Source organism: Neptuniibacter caesariensis, from assembly GCF_000153345.1.
In the GTDB taxonomy this organism is placed as follows: domain Bacteria; phylum Pseudomonadota; class Gammaproteobacteria; order Pseudomonadales; family Balneatricaceae; genus Neptuniibacter; species Neptuniibacter caesariensis.
On record NZ_CH724127.1, the window covers coordinates 2981 to 22598 of the forward strand.

The 19618-nt window shown below is 45.9% G+C and carries 18 protein-coding genes; 13 read left to right on the forward strand and 5 right to left on the reverse strand.

Translation table 11 applies throughout. The features are described 5' to 3' along the window. Nucleotides 1–262 (forward strand): inorganic diphosphatase (locus MED92_RS13870; RefSeq protein ID WP_007022190.1); only part of this gene is annotated, 262 nt, incomplete at its 5' end. 150 nt (nt 263–412) lie between these two features. Beyond that, nucleotides 413–880 (forward strand): hypothetical protein, encoded by a 468-nt coding sequence (locus MED92_RS13875; RefSeq protein ID WP_007022191.1) that lies wholly within the window; start codon nt 413–415, stop codon nt 878–880. Between the two features lie 239 nt (nt 881–1119). Here the strand turns inward: MED92_RS13875 and MED92_RS13880 are convergent, their stop codons facing one another. Continuing rightward, the gene (locus tag MED92_RS13880) at nt 1120–1890 is read right to left on the reverse strand and encodes a ParA family protein (RefSeq protein ID WP_007022193.1); all 771 of its coding nucleotides are present in this window, start codon (nt 1888–1890) and stop codon (nt 1120–1122) included. A 316-nt stretch (nt 1891–2206) separates the two neighbouring features. Between MED92_RS13880 and aroQ the strand changes: the two genes are divergently transcribed. The 9 genes from aroQ to purD all read left to right on the forward strand — a co-directional run bounded on the left by aroQ (nt 2207) and on the right by purD (nt 10905). Then, nucleotides 2207–2647 carry a type II 3-dehydroquinate dehydratase gene (gene aroQ, locus MED92_RS13885; RefSeq protein WP_007022194.1) on the forward strand — a complete coding sequence of 147 codons (441 nt, stop codon included), beginning with the start codon at nt 2207–2209 and terminating at the stop codon, nt 2645–2647. A gap of 40 nt (nt 2648–2687) precedes the next feature. After that, a complete protein-coding gene (gene accB, locus MED92_RS13890; RefSeq protein ID WP_007022195.1) occupies nt 2688–3137 on the forward strand; it encodes an acetyl-CoA carboxylase biotin carboxyl carrier protein in 450 nt (149 codons plus the stop codon). A 28-nt stretch (nt 3138–3165) separates the two neighbouring features. Further along, entirely contained in the window at nt 3166–4506 is a 1341-nt protein-coding gene (gene accC, locus MED92_RS13895) for an acetyl-CoA carboxylase biotin carboxylase subunit (protein ID WP_007022196.1), read from the forward strand. Between the two features lie 130 nt (nt 4507–4636). Next, nucleotides 4637–5533, forward strand: a complete 897-nt coding sequence (gene prmA / locus MED92_RS13900; protein ID WP_007022197.1) for a 50S ribosomal protein L11 methyltransferase — start codon at nt 4637–4639, stop codon at nt 5531–5533. Nucleotides 5534–5535: 2 nt separating this feature from the next. Further along, nucleotides 5536–6456 carry a zinc-ribbon and DUF3426 domain-containing protein gene (locus tag MED92_RS19090; protein ID WP_007022198.1) on the forward strand — a complete coding sequence of 307 codons (921 nt, stop codon included), beginning with the start codon at nt 5536–5538 and terminating at the stop codon, nt 6454–6456. 149 nt (nt 6457–6605) lie between these two features. Further along, nucleotides 6606–7592 (forward strand): tRNA dihydrouridine synthase DusB, encoded by a 987-nt coding sequence (gene dusB, locus MED92_RS13910; protein ID WP_007022199.1) that lies wholly within the window; start codon nt 6606–6608, stop codon nt 7590–7592. 21 nt (nt 7593–7613) lie between these two features. Continuing rightward, on the forward strand, nt 7614–7898 hold the full coding sequence (gene fis, locus MED92_RS13915) for a DNA-binding transcriptional regulator Fis (RefSeq protein ID WP_007022200.1): 285 nt from the start codon (nt 7614–7616) through the stop codon (nt 7896–7898). Between the two features lie 33 nt (nt 7899–7931). Continuing rightward, complete coding sequence (purH, locus tag MED92_RS13920) at nt 7932–9512, forward strand: bifunctional phosphoribosylaminoimidazolecarboxamide formyltransferase/IMP cyclohydrolase (protein WP_007022201.1); 1581 nt, start codon at nt 7932–7934, stop codon at nt 9510–9512. A 109-nt stretch (nt 9513–9621) separates the two neighbouring features. Further along, nucleotides 9622–10905, forward strand: a complete 1284-nt coding sequence (purD, locus tag MED92_RS13925) for a phosphoribosylamine--glycine ligase (protein WP_007022202.1) — start codon at nt 9622–9624, stop codon at nt 10903–10905. Nucleotides 10906–10930: 25 nt separating this feature from the next. Here the strand turns inward: purD and MED92_RS13930 are convergent, their stop codons facing one another. Both MED92_RS13930 and MED92_RS13935 read right to left on the reverse strand, forming a co-directional pair. Beyond that, entirely contained in the window at nt 10931–12058 is a 1128-nt protein-coding gene (locus tag MED92_RS13930; protein ID WP_007022203.1) for a CHASE2 domain-containing protein, read from the reverse strand. Continuing rightward, nucleotides 12058–13674 carry a FecR domain-containing protein gene (locus MED92_RS13935; RefSeq protein WP_007022204.1) on the reverse strand — a complete coding sequence of 539 codons (1617 nt, stop codon included), beginning with the start codon at nt 13672–13674 and terminating at the stop codon, nt 12058–12060. Before MED92_RS13935 ends, MED92_RS13930 begins: the two co-directional genes overlap by 1 nt. A 215-nt stretch (nt 13675–13889) precedes the next feature. Here MED92_RS13935 and MED92_RS13940 point away from each other — a divergent pair, with 215 nt between their 5' ends. Further along, on the forward strand, nt 13890–15422 hold the full coding sequence (locus MED92_RS13940) for a tetratricopeptide repeat protein (protein ID WP_007022205.1): 1533 nt from the start codon (nt 13890–13892) through the stop codon (nt 15420–15422). 40 nt (nt 15423–15462) lie between these two features. Here MED92_RS13940 and MED92_RS13945 read toward each other — a convergent pair whose 3' ends face one another. Beyond that, complete coding sequence (locus tag MED92_RS13945) at nt 15463–16926, reverse strand: L,D-transpeptidase Cds6 family protein (protein WP_007022206.1); 1464 nt, start codon at nt 16924–16926, stop codon at nt 15463–15465. Nucleotides 16927–16965: 39 nt separating this feature from the next. Then, nucleotides 16966–18174, reverse strand: a complete 1209-nt coding sequence (locus MED92_RS13950) for a L,D-transpeptidase family protein (protein WP_007022207.1) — start codon at nt 18172–18174, stop codon at nt 16966–16968. A gap of 380 nt (nt 18175–18554) precedes the next feature. On the opposite strand from MED92_RS13950, the gene MED92_RS13955 reads away from it, so the two are divergent. Continuing rightward, nucleotides 18555–19598, forward strand: coding sequence for a Leu/Phe/Val dehydrogenase (locus MED92_RS13955; protein ID WP_007022208.1), 1044 nt, complete (start codon nt 18555–18557; stop codon nt 19596–19598). Nucleotides 19599–19618 lie beyond the last annotated feature (20 nt).

Consider the following 19618-nt stretch of genomic DNA (forward strand, 5'->3'; position numbering starts at 1 on the left):
TGGCGTTTTGAACATGACTGACGAAGCTGGCGAAGACGCTAAACTTGTTGCAGTTCCTCACGAGAAGCTAACTAAAGCTTACAAAGATGTTAACGACATCTCTGACCTGCCGCAGCTTGAGCTTGACCGTATCAAGCACTTCTTCGAGAACTATAAAGGTCTGGAAGAAGGCAAGTGGGTTAAAGTTGAAGGCTGGGATAACGCAGAAGCAGCTAAAGCAGCAATCGTAGAAGCAGCGAAAGCTTACGAAGCAGCTAAATAATCCTCTTTATTTCGAAAAACCTCGCTTTCGCGAGGTTTTTTTTTGCCTCAAGCTGCCGATAGATATACTGAATTCAGCTTTTCGTAAGCTAAAAAATAGTTATACTAGGCTGAGCTGTCTCAGGAAAACAAATAACACAAAGGTGAAAGAATGACACTTCGCAATACTTTTGCGGCACTTTTAGTTGCCCTGATCTCTAGCACGGCGCTCGCCGATCAAAACAGCTTATTTGTCCAGAACTACCTGAATTCATTCGCAAGCCGTGATGCTCAAGGCATCTTTAACCTGATTAATTGGGAAGGCGTTGATAAAGAATCTCGCCGCTCACTGCAGAAGTTCATTAAATCAGGTTTTAAGGGGCGCCAGATCCGCCGCATCTACATTGAAGAGATACCTGCTGACCTGAACCCTAGCTATGTACAAGACGGTAAAACTTATCAACTGAACCTTAAACCATCAGGTCAGTTGAATATCGTTTATATCAGCAACAAAGGAAAACGCACATCCACCCAGTTATTTGTCGGCGAACACAACGGCCAACTAAAAATTGGCAGCGCGGTGGTCGCGCCTGAATCAATAGCCTGCGCAAAATCCGATAAAGATAAATCTGCTTGCTAATTCATTTAAAAAAAAGGCCGCTAATTAAGCGGCCTTTTTTATGAATTTTTTTCTTTTGCACATAAAGATCTTAAGGTTAGAATCAAGATTCGATTAACTATCTGGATACCCTATGTCCGAATCTTTTGCAGAAATTGTCATTCTAACCATCAGCATCCCACTACTTATGGTATGGATTGCCAGTTTAAAAAAAGAAGAAGAAACCAACGAGTAACCCCTGCATATTTCTTCAACTCATATTAAGCCGATAACTCATCGTATAAAGCTTCAAACTGTAGAGTTAATTTGTGCTTAGGCGCCATATGGATCAGCGGACGCGTATCATCATGCGACTCTTTCATCTTAACCGATGATGATATCTTTGTTTCCAGCACTGGCAGATCATCATCCAGCAGTTCCTGCACTATACGCTTAGGCAAACTGGCTCTTGGCTGATACTGATTCACCACAATACCTTCAACCTCCAACGCCTCATTGTGATCTTCACGGGTCTCATGGACATTCGACAACAGGCTATATAATGCCTGACGTGCAAACTCATCGCAGTCAAAAGGTATCAGGCACTTCTCAGCAGCAACTAAGGCAGAAAGAGTAAAGAAATTAAAAGCAGGAGGGGTATCGATAAAAACTTCGTCATACTGATCAGCCAACTTATCCAGAGCGTCGCGCAACTTATAGATCTTATGCTTTGATTCAAGCTTAGATTGCAGATCACCTAAATCTGAATTCGCGGGTATCAGACTAAGGTTTTCATACTCAGTTTGATGAATAAAGAATTCAGGGCCCTGCGGCTTTAGCTGAAAGGTCAGAGTTTGCTCAAAGAAGTCGCGAATATCAGGTGTCACATCCTGATAGTTTTCACCCAAAAGGTAGTGGCTGGAGTTACACTGGGGATCCAGATCGACAACTAAGGTACGTTTTCCCTTTGCGGCACTAATCGCTGCCAAATTGATTGCAATACTGGATTTACCCACCCCGCCTTTCTGGTTAAAAACCACACGCTTAATCATTGCAATTCTTCCTTTGATCAAATCAGCAAAAAATCATTCATTACTGCATTGCAATATCCATAATTATGACCCTAACGTCAACAATCTTGCAGATATTTAACCGGTAAAATCTACTAAAGAACAAACTTAAGATCACGCTTATACAAAAGAGCAGCAAAAATTCATTTTATGTTCAGTCTTCGCAGGGATTTAGAAGGTATTTTCTGTAAAAATGTGGCAAAACAGCAAAAACTTGCTAACTTATAGACAACCTTAACGGACTACGGCAAACTATGCTCGTTGATAACCAAGTTCTGTCCACTTACAGGTAGATATCATGGCTAAAATCCTGCTTTTAAATGGCCCTAACCTAAACCTTTTAGGTAAGCGCGAGCCGGATGTATATGGTCATGACACCCTGGAAGATATCTGTAACAGCTTAATTGAAAAAGCTAAGCAGGAAGGGCATGAACTATTACAATGTCAAAGCAACCGCGAGTACGTCCTGATTGAGCGCATTCATGAAGCTCAAGATGAAGGGGTTGCCTACATAATTATAAATCCCGCGGCCTTTACCCACACAAGTGTCGCTATTCGTGATGCATTGCTTGGTGTCAGTATCCCCTTTGTAGAGATACATCTATCCAACGTACATGCACGCGAGTCTTTCCGTCATCATTCATATCTCTCTGATGTGGCTGATGGAGTTATTTGCGGGTTTGGCGCGCAGGGATACGAATTTGCTTTGCAATCAGCGATCAGCAAAATTGCAAAATAACAAACACATATACTGATAGTTTAGAGAGACATAAATCAGAATGGACATTCGTAAAGTCAAGAAGCTGATTGAACTGTTGGAAGAATCCAACATTAATGAAATCGAAATCAAAGAAGGTGAAGAGTCAGTACGCATCAGCCGTGGCTCAAGCGTTGTTGCAGCAGCTCCGATCGCAGCACCTGTTGCGGCTGCGCCTGTAGCGGCACCTGCAGCAGCACCTGCTGCTGAAGCAGCACCTGAAGCACCGAAAACATCCGGTCACGTTGTTAAATCACCAATGGTAGGTACGTTCTACAGCGCACCATCTCCAAGCTCCCCAGCATTCGTAGAAGTAGGTCAGACTGTTAAAGCAGGTGACGTTCTTTGTATCGTTGAAGCGATGAAGATGATGAACCAGATCGAAGCTGATAAAGCTGGCGTTGTAGAAGCGATTCTGGTTGAAGATGGTCAGCCGGTAGAATTCGACCAGCCACTGGTTACTATCGTATAAGCCTCAAGCTACTAAGGATTTCCATTCGATGCTCGATAAAGTAGTCATAGCGAACCGAGGCGAAATTGCGCTTCGTATCCTTCGCGCCTGCAAAGAGCTGGATATCAAGACAGTTGCTATCCACTCCACCGCGGACCGCGATCTTATGCATGTACGCTTGGCTGACGAGGCTGTTTGTATTGGCCCTGCCCCGTCACCGAAAAGCTACCTGAACATTCCTTCTATTATCAGCGCAGCTGAAGTTACCGATTCCGTAGGTATTCACCCGGGCTACGGTTTCTTAGCTGAAAATGCTGATTTTGCTGAACAGGTAGAACGCTCTGGTTTCACATTCATTGGCCCGAAAGCAGACACTATTCGCCTGATGGGTGATAAAGTTTCTGCTATTGAAGCGATGAAGAAAGCTGGCGTACCGACTGTTCCTGGTTCTGATGGCGCACTGCCCGAAGATCCGGAGAAAGTTCACGAAATTGCCCGCCGTATCGGCTATCCGGTAATTATCAAAGCAGCTGCTGGTGGTGGCGGACGCGGCATGCGTGTTGTTCACTCTGAAGCTTCGCTAATAAGCTCTATTCATGTTACACAGTCTGAAGCCGCAGCAGCATTCGGTGATGATACCGTATACATGGAGAAGTTCCTGGAAAACCCGCGCCACGTTGAGGTACAGGTTCTTGCAGACGGACAGGGCAACGCGATCCACCTTTATGACCGTGACTGCTCGATGCAACGCCGTCATCAAAAGGTAGTTGAAGAAGCTCCAGCACCTCACCTTGACCCTGATGCTCGCGCTCAGGTTCTACAGGCATGTGTAGATGCGTGTATTGAAATCGGTTATCGCGGTGCAGGTACGTTCGAATTCCTGTACGAAAACGGCGGTTTCTATTTCATCGAAATGAACACGCGTGTTCAGGTCGAACATCCAGTAACAGAGATGATTACCGGTGTTGATATTGTTAAGGAACAGCTGCGAATCGCTTCTGGCCTGCCTTTAGCAATAAAACAGGAAGACGTTGTTGTACAAGGGCACTCTTTTGAATGCCGAATCAACGCAGAAGACCCAAAAACCTTCCTTCCGAGCCCTGGCACAATCAAGCACTTCCATGCTCCAGGCGGAAACGGAATCCGTGTAGATTCGCATCTATACAATGGCTACACCGTTCCTCCGCATTACGATTCTCTTATCGCTAAACTCATCAGCTTTGGTGAAGATCGCGAAACGGCATTACGTCGTATGAGCATCGCACTGGATGAAATGCTGGTTGATGGTATTCGCAGTAACATCCCCCTGCAGCAAGAAATTATGGCGGACACCAAGTTCCAGGAAGGTGGTGTAAATATCCACTATCTCGAGAAAAAGCTCGGCCTGTAGCAATTACTCCTAAAAAAAACCCGCATAAGCGGGTTTTTTTATATCTAATTATCAGCATTTCTGTTCATCCTTTGGTTTATCACCGATACTATGTGTCTAAGTAACTGTTTGATATGGAAGAAAACCACGCATGGCCTGGCTGCAGATTAAAATTCAGATCACCCCTGAACGCTCCGAACCTTACGAAGATCTCCTGTTATCGGCAGGCTGTGCCGCGGTAACCTTTGAAGATTCGGAAGATCAGCCTATCTTTGAACCTGATCTTGGTACTACTCCTCTTTGGAGCAACACGACAATCACCGGCCTGTTCTCCGCAGAGCATAATCTTGAAGAAACGCTCGAACAGATCAAACAAGGTCACTACACCCTTTTCCCCGACCAAACTCTTCCCCAAATTAAAGCCGAAATCCTTGAGGACAAGGACTGGGAAAGAGAATGGATGGAAAATTACCATCCGATGCAATTTGGCAAACGCCTGTGGGTTTGCCCTAGTTGGCGAGAAGCACCGGAGCCAGAAGCCGTTAATCTGATGCTCGACCCTGGCCTTGCCTTTGGTACAGGCACGCATCCAACCACAGCACTCTGCCTCGAATGGCTGGATGCTCAGAAGCTTGATGATCATTACATTATTGATTACGGTTGCGGCTCAGGTATTTTAGGTATTGCAGCCTTGCTGCTAGGTGCCAAGCAAGCAATTGGCATCGACATTGATCCTCAAGCGCTACAGGCGACAAAAGACAATCTGCAAAGAAACAAACTCAGCAGCGACTCTCTGGAAGTATTCATGCCAGAAGATCAGCCGTCTGAACAAGCAGATACTCTGGTAGCAAACATTCTTGCTGGCCCATTAGTTCAGCTTGCGCCGACAATTCAAAGCCTGGTTAAACCGGGTGGCAAATTATGCCTTTCCGGGCTGCTTGCGAATCAGGGTGAAGAAATTTGCGAGACCTACTCAGCCTGGTTTGATCTAGAACCGATCAGCATTAAAGAGGGCTGGATCAGAGTAACCGGAACAAAACGCGCATAATCATGCAGGACGCGAGTATCATTACCCAATGCCCTGGATGCTCTACCCAGTTTCGGGTGACTCCAGGCCAATTAAAAGTCGCGAATGGGCAGGTCCGTTGTGGTAGCTGCTTATTCGTCTTTTCAGCATTGGAGCACAACCAATCGACGGCTGAAGCGTCCCCATTTACACCACAAAAACAAACCCGCGCACCTCAGGAAAACCCCAAAAAAAATCCAAAGAGAAGAGCGGTAAAGAAGCAGAAGGCGACTGCCTCATTACCTGAAAAGGTAGCTATTAGCCAAGAAAAGATACCCTCCCCTCCAACGCAAAAGGTTACATCACATGAACCTAGGGACAATCTCGATTCAGTGATCAAGACGATTCCCGAAGAGGAATCCAGCGAGAATCCATTACATATTCAAGTTGAGCCTGTCATTCTGAACAGCCCTGTTACTCAAAGGCACATCTCATGGAGCTGGTTCACTGCACTCACTTTGGCGCTTGTGGTTCTGCTTGGCCAATCCCTTTGGTTTAATCGCTCAGAGCTATACTCCCACCCCAACCTAGCAGTAATTTATTCACACAGCTGCTTGTATATTAACTGCGACCTCCCACAGCGTAGCGATGTGTCTCGAATAAAAAACCAGCATCTTCGCATTCACAAACACCCACAAATTGAAAATGCAGTTATTATCGACCTGGCATTACTCAACTTTGCTGATTTCCATCAACCCTATCCAGCTCTCGCATTAACCTTCTCCGACCTCAAAGGCAGACCTGTCGCGCAAAGAGTTCTTCAGCCCGCAGATTACCTGAACAGCAGCCTTGCAAGTGAAAATTCCATGCCAATCAATCAATTGGTACAAGTAACCATTGAGCTGATGTCCCCCGGCCCTCGAGGGGTAAACTATTCGCTTGAACTGCTAGCGTCACAACAATAAAAAATCAAGAAAAATTGTTCAAAAAATCATCAAAAAAATCCTTGGAGAGCCCCCTCTGAAGGAGTATGATTGTTCGCCTTCCTAACCGCTCAATTAACAGTGTCATTCGTGATGCTGCGGGTTCTTTTTAACTATTTTTAAGGCACGCTATGTTCCAGATCGGCCCATATAGCATTGACAGTCAGGTTATCCTGGCGCCAATGGCCGGCGTTACTGACCGCCCTTTTCGGCAGTTGTGTAAACGCATGGGAGCAGGTCTGGTGGTCTCAGAAATGGTGACATCAGATACCCGCCTCTGGAAATCACGAAAGTCCACCTACCGCTTAAACCATACCGGCGAAGCTGAACCCAGATCTGTTCAGATTGCTGGCGGTGATCCAATAATGATGGCTGAAGCAGCTGCGATGAATGTAGAGCGCGGCGCCCAGATCATTGACATCAATATGGGCTGCCCGGCAAAAAAGGTATGCAATAAAGCGGCTGGTTCAGCACTGCTCAAAGATGAAGCGTTAGTCAGCGATATTCTCCATGCAGTGGTTAATGCCGTTGACGTCCCTGTCACTCTAAAAATAAGGACTGGCTGGGATCAGCAAAACCGCAACGGTATTACCATTGCGCAGATCGCTGAAGACGCAGGCATCCAAGCACTGGCTGTCCATGGTCGGACCCGTAGTTGCGGTTATAAGGGAGAGGCAGAATATAACACCATCGCGGATATAGTGAATGCAGTGTCATTTCCCGTCTTTGCTAACGGTGATATCAGCTCACCTGAAAAAGCAAAGCAGGTTTTGGAGCATACAGGTTGTGCCGCTGTCATGATTGGCAGAGCAGCTCAGGGAAGTCCCTGGTTATTTCGCGAGATTGATCACTACCTGCGTACAGGTAGAATCCTGCCCCCCCCGACTCTGAAAGAGGTTAGGGAAATTTTGTTGGCACACCTGCAGGAGTTACATTCCTTTTACGGAGACTACATGGGCGTACGAATAGCACGCAAACATGTAGGCTGGTACCTGCAGAACAGACCCAACGGAAGTAGCTTTCGCAAGCAATTCAATATATTAGAAACAGCAGCAGATCAGGCCGCCGCCATAGAAGCATTCTTTGAAGAAGCTTTTACTAATGGTGTGGCAGCCTAATTAGATTGGATATTTAGTACTGTGGAATACAAAGAAATTAAACAACCAACATTCGTTTCCAACTCAGCAGAAGCTACAAATCAGACCCTGCGTGATAACGTAGAGCAGTCTCTGAATAATTATTTCCGTCAGTTGGATGGTCAGCCTGTGACGGATGTTTATCAAATGGTTCTTGCTGAGATTGAAGCACCACTGTTCGAAACGGTGATGACTTACACCAAGGACAACCAGACTAAGGCATCGCAATTGCTTGGTCTAAACCGCGGCACATTACGCAAGAAGCTGAAACAGTACGGTTTACTTTAATCCTTTTTCTAGACTACTCGGAATCCAGACACAATGGCAGAGAACATCACTCCGGTTCGCCGAGCACTCATTAGCGTATCTGATAAATCAGGTATCGTTGAGTTCGCACAGGCCCTAAACGCTCGCGGCGTCGAGATCCTTTCAACAGGTGGAACGTATAAGTTGTTAAAAGATAACAACATTCCAGCAGTTGAAGTTTCGGACTACACAGGCTTCCCAGAAATGATGGATGGACGTGTAAAAACGCTTCACCCAAAAGTTCACGGCGGCATTCTGGGTCGTCGCGGTCAGGATGATGGCATCATGTCCGAACACGGGATTAACCCAATCGATATGGTTGTTGTTAACCTTTATCCGTTCGCTGCTACTATTGCTCGCCCTGATTGTGATCTACCTATGGCGATCGAAAATATCGACATCGGTGGACCAACGATGGTTCGCTCAGCGGCAAAAAACCATAAAGATGTTGCTATTGTCGTAAACGCTTCTGACTACGACAGTGTTGTAGCTGAAATGGATTCCGAAAAAGGTCTAACGCACAAAACTCGTTTTGACCTAGCAGTAAAAGCGTTCGAGCACACTGCAGGCTATGACGGCATGATTGCTAACTACCTGGGCGCAATCGTTGAAGGCGAAGATGAGAAACCAGCGGATTTCCCACGTACTTTCAACACTCAGTTCGTTAAAGCACAAGATATGCGTTACGGGGAAAACCCTCACCAGCGCGCTGCTTTCTACGTTGAAGAAGAGCCAGCAGAAGCCTCTGTTTCCACAGCGCGCCAGTTACAAGGCAAGGCGCTTTCTTTTAATAACGTAGCGGATACTGACGCTGCCCTTGAATGCGTTAAATCATTCAAAGAGCCTGCTTGTGTAATCGTTAAGCACGCAAATCCATGTGGTGTAGCGGTCGGTGCAGACATTTTGGAAGCATACAACCGTGCTTTCCAGACTGATCCAACATCTGCTTTCGGAGGCATCATCGCATTCAACCAGGAACTGGATGGCAACACAGCTAAAGCGATCGTTGATCGCCAGTTCGTTGAAGTGATCATTGCGCCCAAAGTAACTCAGGAAGCATCCGACATCGTTGCGACTAAGCCGAATGTTCGCCTACTTGAGTGTGGCGAATGGTCTGCTAACCGTGCACATGGCTTTGACTACAAACGCGTTAACGGTGGTCTACTAGTACAAGACCTTGATCTTGGCCGTGTAGATGCATCTGAACTTAAAGTAGTGTCTAAAGTACAGCCAACAGAACAAGAGATCCGTGATCTTCTTTTCTGCTGGGAAGTTGCCAAGTTCGTTAAATCCAATGCAATCGTATACGCAAAGGATGGTCAGACAATCGGTATCGGTGCAGGTCAGATGAGCCGTGTTTATAGTGCCAAAATTGCTGGCATTAAAGCGGCAGATGAAGGCCTTAAAGTTGAAGGCTCAGTAATGGCTTCTGACGCATTCTTCCCATTCCGTGACGGCATTGATTCCGCAGCTGCTGCGGGTATCAAGTGTGTTATTCAGCCAGGCGGCTCGATGCGCGATCAGGAAGTGATTGATGCAGCGGATGAACATGGTATGGCTATGGTCTTCACCGGCATGCGCCACTTCCGTCACTAAGAATTAAGACAGCGATAAGCCTGCTTGCTCCCTTGCAGGCAAAGCTTATTGCCACAAACCCCGGCCTGAGTAATCAGGCGCGGGGTTTTCTGCAAAGAAGGATTAAGAAATGAATGTACTTGTAATTGGATCAGGTGGCCGTGAACATGCTCTGGCATGGTCTGTAGCAAAAGATAAAAAGGTCGCACAGGTTTTTGTAGCCCCAGGTAACGCAGCAACTGCACAGGAAGATAAGATGCAGAATGTTGCTATCGATGTAATGGACCTGGAAGGTCTGGCTACATTTGCCAAAGACAATCAGGTTGAATTAACAATCGTAGGTCCTGAAGCACCACTGGTTGAAGGTGTAGTTAACAAGTTTCAGGCTGAAGGCCTGCGTATCTTCGGCCCAACTGAAGGTGCTGCACAACTTGAAGGTTCCAAAGCCTTTACTAAAGACTTCCTAGCTCGCCAGCAAATCCCTACTGCAGAGTACGAAAATTTCACTGAAATTGAGCCTGCACTAGCTTACGTTCGTGAAAAAGGTGCACCTATCGTAGTTAAAGCTGACGGTCTTGCAGCGGGTAAAGGCGTAATCGTTGCCATGACGTTGACCGAAGCAGAAGATGCAATCAAAGACATGCTGGCTGGCAACGCATTCGGAGATGCAGGCAGCCGTGTAGTTATCGAAGAATTCCTTGAAGGCGAAGAAGCGTCTTACATCGTAATGGTTGACGGTGATAACGTTCTGCCAATGGCAACAAGCCAGGATCACAAACGTGTAGGCGATGGCGATACAGGCCTGAACACAGGCGGCATGGGTGCATACTCCCCTGCCCCTGTTGTTACAGCAGAGATCGATCAGCGCATTATGGACGAAGTGATTATGCCAACGGTTAACGGCATGAAAGCTGAAGGCAATGAATACACTGGTTTCCTGTATGCCGGTCTGATGATCCAAGCAGACGGTACGCCAAAGGTTATCGAATATAACTGTCGTTTCGGTGACCCTGAAACTCAGCCAATTATGCTTCGCCTAAAATCCAGCTTAGTAGACCTATGTAATGCAGCACTGGATAAGAAGCTTGCTGATACCACAGCAGAGTGGGATGAGCGCAAATCAGTTGGCGTTGTTATGGCAGCAGGCGGTTACCCTGGCTCCTACGGCAAAGGCGATGTGATCTCTTTTCCTGCAGAATGCCCTGAAGGCACTAAAATCTTCCACGCTGGCACTAAGCTTGATGGCGAGAACGTTGTGACTGCAGGCGGTCGTGTACTGTGCGTAACTGCGCTTGGCGAAACCGTAACAGAAGCGCAGAAACGTGCTTATGAACTGCTGGATAAAGTTAGCTGGGAAGGTGCTTACTTCCGTAAAGATATTGCTTACCGGGCGATCGCGCGCGAACAATCATAAGCAAAGAACAATTAAAAAAGCCCCGTTATACGGGGCTTTTTTTTAGTTTGTTGCTCATCACCTTATACAGACTGATAAGCAATACCACGGCGATACCCACCAATGAAGGGAAATAGCTGATCCAGTACCCTTCACCGATTAATAGCAACGGCATGCTCACACTGGTCCCAAATAGGCAGAGAAAGAGCAACCTCGCCCAAAGCGGCATTACTAGTAATAAGACACTAGCAAGACAGAATGCGGAAAAAATTCCAAGTCCGGTTGACCACACTGGTAAGGACGGAGATAAAACAAACCCCTGATTCAAACCGGCAAACACAAATGCGTGTATCTCAGTCGAAAAGAATCGTTGATCAGCATACACGGGGATTTTCTGCTCAATCCTTTCATCGGAAATTCCCACAAATATAGCTTTGTTTCTTAACTGATCTTGAGGTATCTGGCCTGTGATCAACTCTGAAAAACGATAACGCTGAACATCGTGCAAAAAACTGCCCGCCCCCATTGGCAGCCAGATTTTATGGTCACGGCTCCATAAATCAGAGAAGGCAATATGAAGGTAAGGTGTCCTCAGCCCTGAATGGTCATTGGCTTTAACAGGGGCATATTTCTGTAAACTTGCCAGAGCCATACTCGGCCATCGCGGAAACTGCATTCCAGCCCAAAGATAGCTCCGACGCAGATGACCATCAATGTCTGTCGACAAATCAGCGTGAGCATAAACCGCACCGTCCACAGCAGGCATCGCAAAGGGGTAGATCTCCCTGCCATGCTCGGCAATAACCGGTAACACAACCCGACCATTAGCTTTAATCGCTTTCAGCAATTGCGGATCATTAGAACCCGTACTCAGATCAGGCTGGGCAAAAACAATGTTATAGGTAAGAGACGCGACCTTAGCGGCAGTTAATTTTTCAACCGCCCTGGCATGTAACTCCCTTGATAAAGGCCAACCCGAATACTGATCAATACTCTTTGCATCAATATCGATGAGTACTATTCTGTTTTCAGCTACTGAGATGGGCTTAAAATAGCTATTTAACTGATCATAACCCCAACGATCAAAGCTTGGGGGATAATCTGAGATCCCAGCCAAAATAGTGATGACCGGGATCGAAATGATTAAGAAGAGCGTTCTGAATCTAGCCGTCATCAGAGTATCAAAATGACAGATAAAGCACCTGTCACAATCATTGGCCACCAGTTTTCGACAGGTTGAACAACCTTTTGCACAGGACTCCACTCACCCGCATAATCGTCGGCATCGATTGCCCTTACCCGCAAAAAGTAACTTCCTGGCTGAGGCTTATCAACGGCTAATTCCGCTTGTGCAGTTTTCTTGTCGACAACTAACTCCGAGAAATTCTCATCTTTAGAAAGCTGTAATTGATATTCCTTAACACCTTCCTCTTCCTGCCAGCTAAAGAAAACCTCATTTTCACTACTGACAGGTTCTTTTAGCTCCGGCTTTGGCGGTACAGGCTTCACCTTAAACTTCCCGGTAAAACCCAACGGCCCAACTTCGCCATCAGAGGCCACACTGGTAACTCGCCAAAAATAATCACCAGCGTTAGAAATAATTGCGGTATGACGCGTATCGCTGATCCCCTCAACATCTAAAGTCAGTACTGAAAAGTCGTCCGTCTCTGATACTTGCAGAATAAAGCTCTCAGCTGTCTCAGGCTGGGACCAGGCAAATTCAACATCGCCAACATAGATAGAATCAGTTGGCCTAGGTGCCTGCCTGATTGGCGGAAATGGCCTTGCATCAATATCGATTTTTCTGATTGTCGAAAAACCCTGCAAGCCACCTTTATCAATGGCGCTCACTCGCAACCAGTATGCTTGATCTAAAAGCGTTGCCGGCAGACCCATTTTGGGCTGATCGCTAAGATTATCATAAACAATCGAGTTGAAATTCGACTCAGGGGATATCTGGCTTCTGTAGCTTGCAGCGCCAGTCATCTTACCCCAACTTAACTTGCCCGGCAGGTATCTGATTGTAGCTGATAGCTCCGGTAATTCAGGTGCAGCTAGCAATTTTTTAGGTGGCGCTGGAGGCTTGCCCGATTTGGTCAAAGTACCAAAGCCCTGCTTCACACGCGTTGTACCTTTGTTGTTCCCTACTCCAATTAATCCTTGCGTCACCTCTGCCGCTGTTTGCTCTTTCTGAGCTCTGACTCGATAAGTGGTTCCTTTGGTGGTTGCAAAAGCCACCGGAGTATCAATAAGAAATTGTGATCCTGGCACTTTACCCGGGTTAGCGCGAATTTCAGCCTCCCCCTCCTTCAGGAACACCTTTATATCAACAACTTTTCGTTTATTGCCAACGACGGTCGCTTGCTCAATACGTAACAAGCTGTTTTCCATTATCAGAACCTGAGTACCATCATCAAATTCCAAGAGCACAGTAGATTGAGCTGCCGTACGTATCTGGTCACCTTGCCCCAAACTTTGCCCGCGTACTAAGGGAAGATGAGCTTTAGCAGCCCCCTCTTTCATTAGCACCTCAGCTGTAACAGTACCTGACACATCCAGGATCTGAATATCAGAACGCTTTTCATTGATTAATGCCCGGGGAATTTGCAGTACGGTACCCGGTGCCATTTGCCGGTCATTGCTTACGTTATTCAGCCGCTCAATGGTTTTCCATTCACGCCAGTCAGTAAGCAATTCATGTGCGATACTCCATACAGATTCACCTGGCTGCATGGGGTAAGCCCAATCATTTCCAGTCGATTCAGCTACGCTAGAGACAGAAAAGCTCATACATAGAAACAATAAAAATTTCCGGCTTATAGTTCTCACCTGATGTACATCCTTCTCAATCTGCTAATTGCTTTAATAACCAGACCACTGCTGTCACAACATTCTCCCATTAATTAATATGTGCGACCAGTAGCGAAAACAGTTGTTTGAATATGACTTGTTTAGTTATATGCGTATAATCTGGCTCAACATCATCTCTTAATGTGCCTTAATACATGCTTAAATTTGAAGTTAATACTGGAAAACGCCTCTTAAAAACAACAATCGGCACCCTGGTATCGTCCTCTTTGCTAGTAGGTTGTGGAGCGCTGAATCAGGTTTCTCCGGAAACTCAGACTACACAACATGCCAATAACAAAGTTACTGAAGAATATTGCTACAAAGGCGGTAGGTCTAACGACTACAGTTGCGATCCTGAAAAGGCATCTGCTCAGGCAGACCTTCGCCCTAAAGAGATCAACGAAGAGTGGATGAATTCCAAACTCGCCGAAGTTAAAAAATGGATCGCACAAGAGAAGCAGGCAATTTTAAGTGGGCAACCTAGTGAAGCAACGGCGGCGGGCCCGACTGAAAAGCAAGTATCCAATACGAACAGTTACATCACTACAGTAAGCGTATCGACCCCAATAGCATCGGCTTCAACGCCTGAAATTGAACATATTCTGCGATTAAGCCACGAAGGCCAGCATCGCGAAGCCTTAGCAAGTGTTAATACTCTACTATCACACCAACCTAAGATGGCTTCTGCCCAACTGACAAAAGGCATCGTACTTAGCAATATGGGTGATAAAACAGAAGCTAAGCGCATCTTTAAGGATCTGACTGTTGCATTTCCTGACCGCCCGGAAGCTTTTAATAACTTAGCGGTTATCTACTCTGAAGAGGGTAACTACCCCAAGGCAATTGAGACATTGCAACAAGCCTTCCAGACTCACCCAAGTTACGCCCAAGTGCACACAAACCTAAAAGAGTTATATGCAACGCTGGCTTCTCAGGCATACAATAAGGCTCTCGATCTGGGTAGCGCATCTTCGGGCCCAGACCTTGCGATGATCAATCAGGCCCCAACTAACGCTTCAATCGAAAGCCCTCAATTGGTAGTTGCCAGCAACACTGAACCCATGCGCGAATCTAACCCGGTTACTACTAAACCGATCTCAGTAGAGAGCACAGCCATTAAGGAAGAGGTTGCTGTGGTTGAGGTGAGTAGCCCCACGATTGTTGTTGAAACGCAGAAAGAAACATCTGAAACGGCAGAAGTGGACACTACTCAGCAAGCGGCACAGGCAGTTAAAGTTCAGCTAGCCGATACAGAAACAGAGAATACGCTAAAAGAACCCACTATTACGACGCCTGTTCCAGAAGAATCAGTATCAGCGGATATTCAAGAAATATCAGCTGAAGAAGCGATCAAGCAACACTTGCTCAGTTGGAGTAAAGCCTGGAGCGCTAAAGACTATCAAGGCTATATCGATTCTTATACAGCCGAATATCGCCCAAATGCAAAACTGACTCACTCCCAGTGGACTGCACAACGTCAAGCACGCTTGAGCAAGCCTAAATTTATCAAGGTTTCCCTGAATGATATTAAGGTGAAGTTACTCAGAGATAATCTTGCTGAGGCAAAGTTTGAGCAGCGCTATCAGTCTGACACATATAAAGATGCGGTCAGGAAACGCATTATGCTGATCAAGACCGATGATGAGTGGAAAATCAGCCTGGAAAGAAGCCTTGGGCTAATTAACTAAGATATAAAAAAGCCTGAGAATATTCAGGCTTTTTTTATTTTTACCCCCCGGGACGCTTCAGAACAACCGTCCCATCCGTTGCTTCAGAAGCAATTTTCCAGCCGCTTGAGGTTAACGTCAGCTCAAGCCGCTTGGTCGTTTCATCTGCATAACCCGGTTTTTCAAAGCGTTGATAAAATTCAGCTCGGTACCAGTGCGTGTTTAAACGGGTCAATTTTGGCTCGCCTATTTCAAGCTTTATCCAGGCTGGGGTCAATAAACGTTTTTTACGGAAAGCGCGCCACTCTTCAAGCGGCATTTTCACGCCATAAGGCTTAGTATTCTGTAAATAGCTATTAATATAGCTTTCCCAATCCTGAGCAGCCCAGGCATCTCCCCACTGCTTAACGACCTTCCTCACCTCAGCTTCATTGTTAGCCACAAAAACAGGCGGCGCTGGCTTGGGTTTCTTAAGCTCTCTTTCTATATCCGCCTTTGATTCCTCAGCTATCGCCTTGGAGCTGACCTCCGCAGACATAGATTCCTTCTGTACAGTGGGCTTGCCTTTAGGCTCAGGCTTATCTTCAACCGACGCTATAATAAGCGGACGCTTCTGAGACTTTTCATTAGATGGCGTTTCTTTGTCTAATTTGGATTTCGCTTTAGCCACTGTTGCGGTTAGATCAGCCAATAGCTCTTTATTGACGACCTTTTCAGTTTCAGAGGTATGCGCTGCTTTGGGCGCGTCATCCAATACTTCAGCTTGAGCCGCCTTTTGCATGACCTCAGGCTCTTCTGGCTTAGTCTGAACCACTGATTCAGTAGAGATTTTTTTAGGCTCTGTTTTTTTGTCAGCCACTATTCCAGCTGTTTTTTCAGCCTCAGCCTCAGACGGCTGTTCAGTAATAATCTTAACTTCCGGAGCAACAACTACGGGTTTAGCTAACTCAGGGGACTTTTCGTTTTGCCCTTCACCCTGCTGAAGGTAGAGCCAGCCACCAGCTGCTAAGCAGATTACTGCAACACCCAGCACTACGGGTTTAGTAGAGCTTTTCGCAGAAACAGTAACCTCTCTCTCTTCCTGGTAGTAACCATCCAGTTTTGCTGCGAGCACCGATGAAGACTTAAGTACTTTCACCAATTCGGGGGTAGACACAAGAATAATTGTCGTCGCAGAACCTTGCTCATCACAAATAGAGGGTAAACCGAGAAGGTACACTAGCGCATTTTCTTCAACATCATTCGCATCGATAATGATGTGTAAACGAATCCCCCGCGCTAAACGGCTTTTTAGCTCCTGCTGAATAAAAGAAGCATCATCCTCAACCTTAAGATAGTCAGCCAAACGGCTTTGAACAGCGTTCAGATTCAACTCACCGTCCAAAACAATACTATGATCCTGACTTGAAAGGATGCTATCAACAACACCCTTCATCCAGCGTCCACTACCCTCAATTCTTATTACCTGATGATCTACAAGATTTGTCAGTAACAGGTCTGCGGACGTAAAGCTGGCATCGCTCAAAGTTTGACCCCTTTTATAGTCAGCTAGAAAGAGTTAAGGCTAAGGATTACCTTTAGATGGAAGACCTTCGTAAGCAATTTTCCAGCGCCCACTTTCGAACGTCCAGTATTGCCTTTTTACGGATGAGCCGCTGAGGTTACTACTTTGATAGTCCTGCTTAAATGTCGCTACGACTAAGTCAGGGTTATCGGGGTAGCGGTATACGCTAAGATCATTGACACCAATTTTGATGTATTCCTTAGCGCCATTTACACGCTTTTTATAGGTAGAAAACTGGGAGAAGTTCCGCTTTCCATCGGCATATGCTTGTGAATAGTTAGCGATATAACGCTGATGATTCTGGCTTTCCCAATCTGAAGCCCAACGTTCAATTAGCTGCTCAAAGCGCTGACTTTGGGCAACCCAGTCCTGTTTTTCAATCCAGCGAATATTATGACCGACCAACACCGGAGTATTCAGGTAATCAATCTGGGAATCCAGTTTAATGAAATCCGGGTTTGTCAGCGAAATACAGCCTTCACTGGCTTTGGGTGGACGGCTGTATGTCTCAACGGGTGACCCGTGCAGCCATATACCATTTCCTGTTTTACCCAGACGCTGATCCCAGACGTTGGGGTAATTGATAGGCAAAGCCCCTGAACCGTATCTCGAAGGTAGTTTTTCATCTTCCAGGCGGTTGGTAATAAAATAAACCCCAAGAGGCGTTTTCAAATCACCCTGTTTGACCTTGCCCGTTCCTCCACGCCCGTATGATGCATAAAAGTCTTCTACCAGCACAGGTACACCGTTCTGGTTTTCAAAAAGAAACAAACGCGACAATCGGGTATCAACAACGATGACATGCTTCTGGGAAGGAGAAAGTTTCATCATATCGGCAGGGAGCATATTGCTGGATGGTTTTTCCATATCCATCAGCAAACGTGCTTTTGCCTCTGAAATCAGTCCATCAATTTTGTTTCGGTGGTCCGAACCTCGAACACTTAAAGGAGACCCCTGAGCCTGCGCCGCAAGAATATCAGCATAAACCAGCTGAGCTAATCGGAAATCGGGGCGCCTTTCTGTCAGCGCTTTCAAATCCGATAACGCAGAATCCAATTCATGGCTTTTAAGGTTTTTAAGGCCGCTTAGTAATAATTCTTCGTTGCCTTCAGATAAACCATAGCGATTACTATCCTCAGCATAAACATTTGCAGATGCAATTGTTGTCGCACTGAGAACAAATAGAGAACTGATTAATCCCTTCTTCATTCGCGTTAGTTTCCCCGAAATAACAAACCAATGATTATAACGATATTCAGATGTAATTGGACTGTATTTGACCATAAAAAAACAATTTTTCGAATCGATTCATTTTTTTCGTGTTCGCAACACGTTTTCGACCAGAAAGCCGCGAAGTTTAGATAATTGCTGAACAATCAGCCTTTGTTGCAGACGCAAAAAAGAAAAATAAGTTCCAAAAAAATTGAATTTTCAGCAACGCACCTTGCCCAAAGATGTGCTATCCAGATTAGTAAGTGATCCAAAAGATCCATATTAAATGAGTAGTACGTAGATACTCTGCATACCCAGCAAAAGCATCTACGGATAATTGCTTATGTTTTCCTGTAATACAGACGGAGGACCCCGTGATGTTTAAACAGATGGAAAGCAATCATACCCAGCGTCTGCAGCTTTTTTGTGATCCAGACTCAGGCTTAAAAGCCATCATTGCCATCCACTCGACATTAAAAGGACCTGCAATCGGTGGATGTCGGTTCATCTCATACAAAAACGAAGAAGATGCAATTACCGACGCACTTCGCCTTGCCAAAGGCATGAGCTACAAAGCCGCTCTGGCTGGACTACCCCACGGTGGTGCTAAAGCCGTAATTATCCGCCCTGAAGGTGACTTTAATCGTAGTTCGCTGATGCAGGAGTTTGGTAAATGCGTTGAAAGCTTAGGCGGTGATTATATTACGGCTATGGATAGCGGTACCCAGGTGAGTGACATGGACCAAATCAGTAAACATACCAGATTTGTCACTTGTACAAGCGCAATCGGAGACCCTTCCCCTTATACCGCCCAAGGGGTGTTTGAAGGTATTAAGGCCTCTGTAAAATTCAAATTAAGAAAAGAGTCACTATCTGGAATTCATATCAGCATTCAGGGGCTTGGGCACGTTGGCTTTGAAGTAGCCAGACTACTTCACAATGCTGGCGCAAAATTGACGGTTGCAGATATTAATCCCGATCCCATCAAGCTATGTCAGAGCCAATTTAATGCAAGAAGCGTCAATCCGGAAGATATTTACAGTGTAGATGCCGATGTCTTCTGCCCATGCGGCCTGGGAGCAATTATCAATGATGATACTGTCGCAAAACTTCAGGTCAGTATTATTGCAGGATCTGCGAACAACCAGCTTGCGGAAGATCGTCACGGCGATCAACTGGCCGAAAAAGGAATCTTATATGCGCCGGACTTCTTAATTAATTCTGGAGGATTAATTTTTGTTGCTTCCAGATATGCAGGGCTTTCGCAACAAGCCATCAAAAGCAAAGTACATCATATTGGTTCGGCACTCCACCAGCTCTATCAGGAATCAATAACCTCAGGCTCTGGCGTTCATCGGGTTGCTAATCGTCAGGCGGAATCCATCCTTGCTGCTGCAGAGAAAATAAATTCAGCAGCCTAATCCTTAACTTTTCAGGAGAT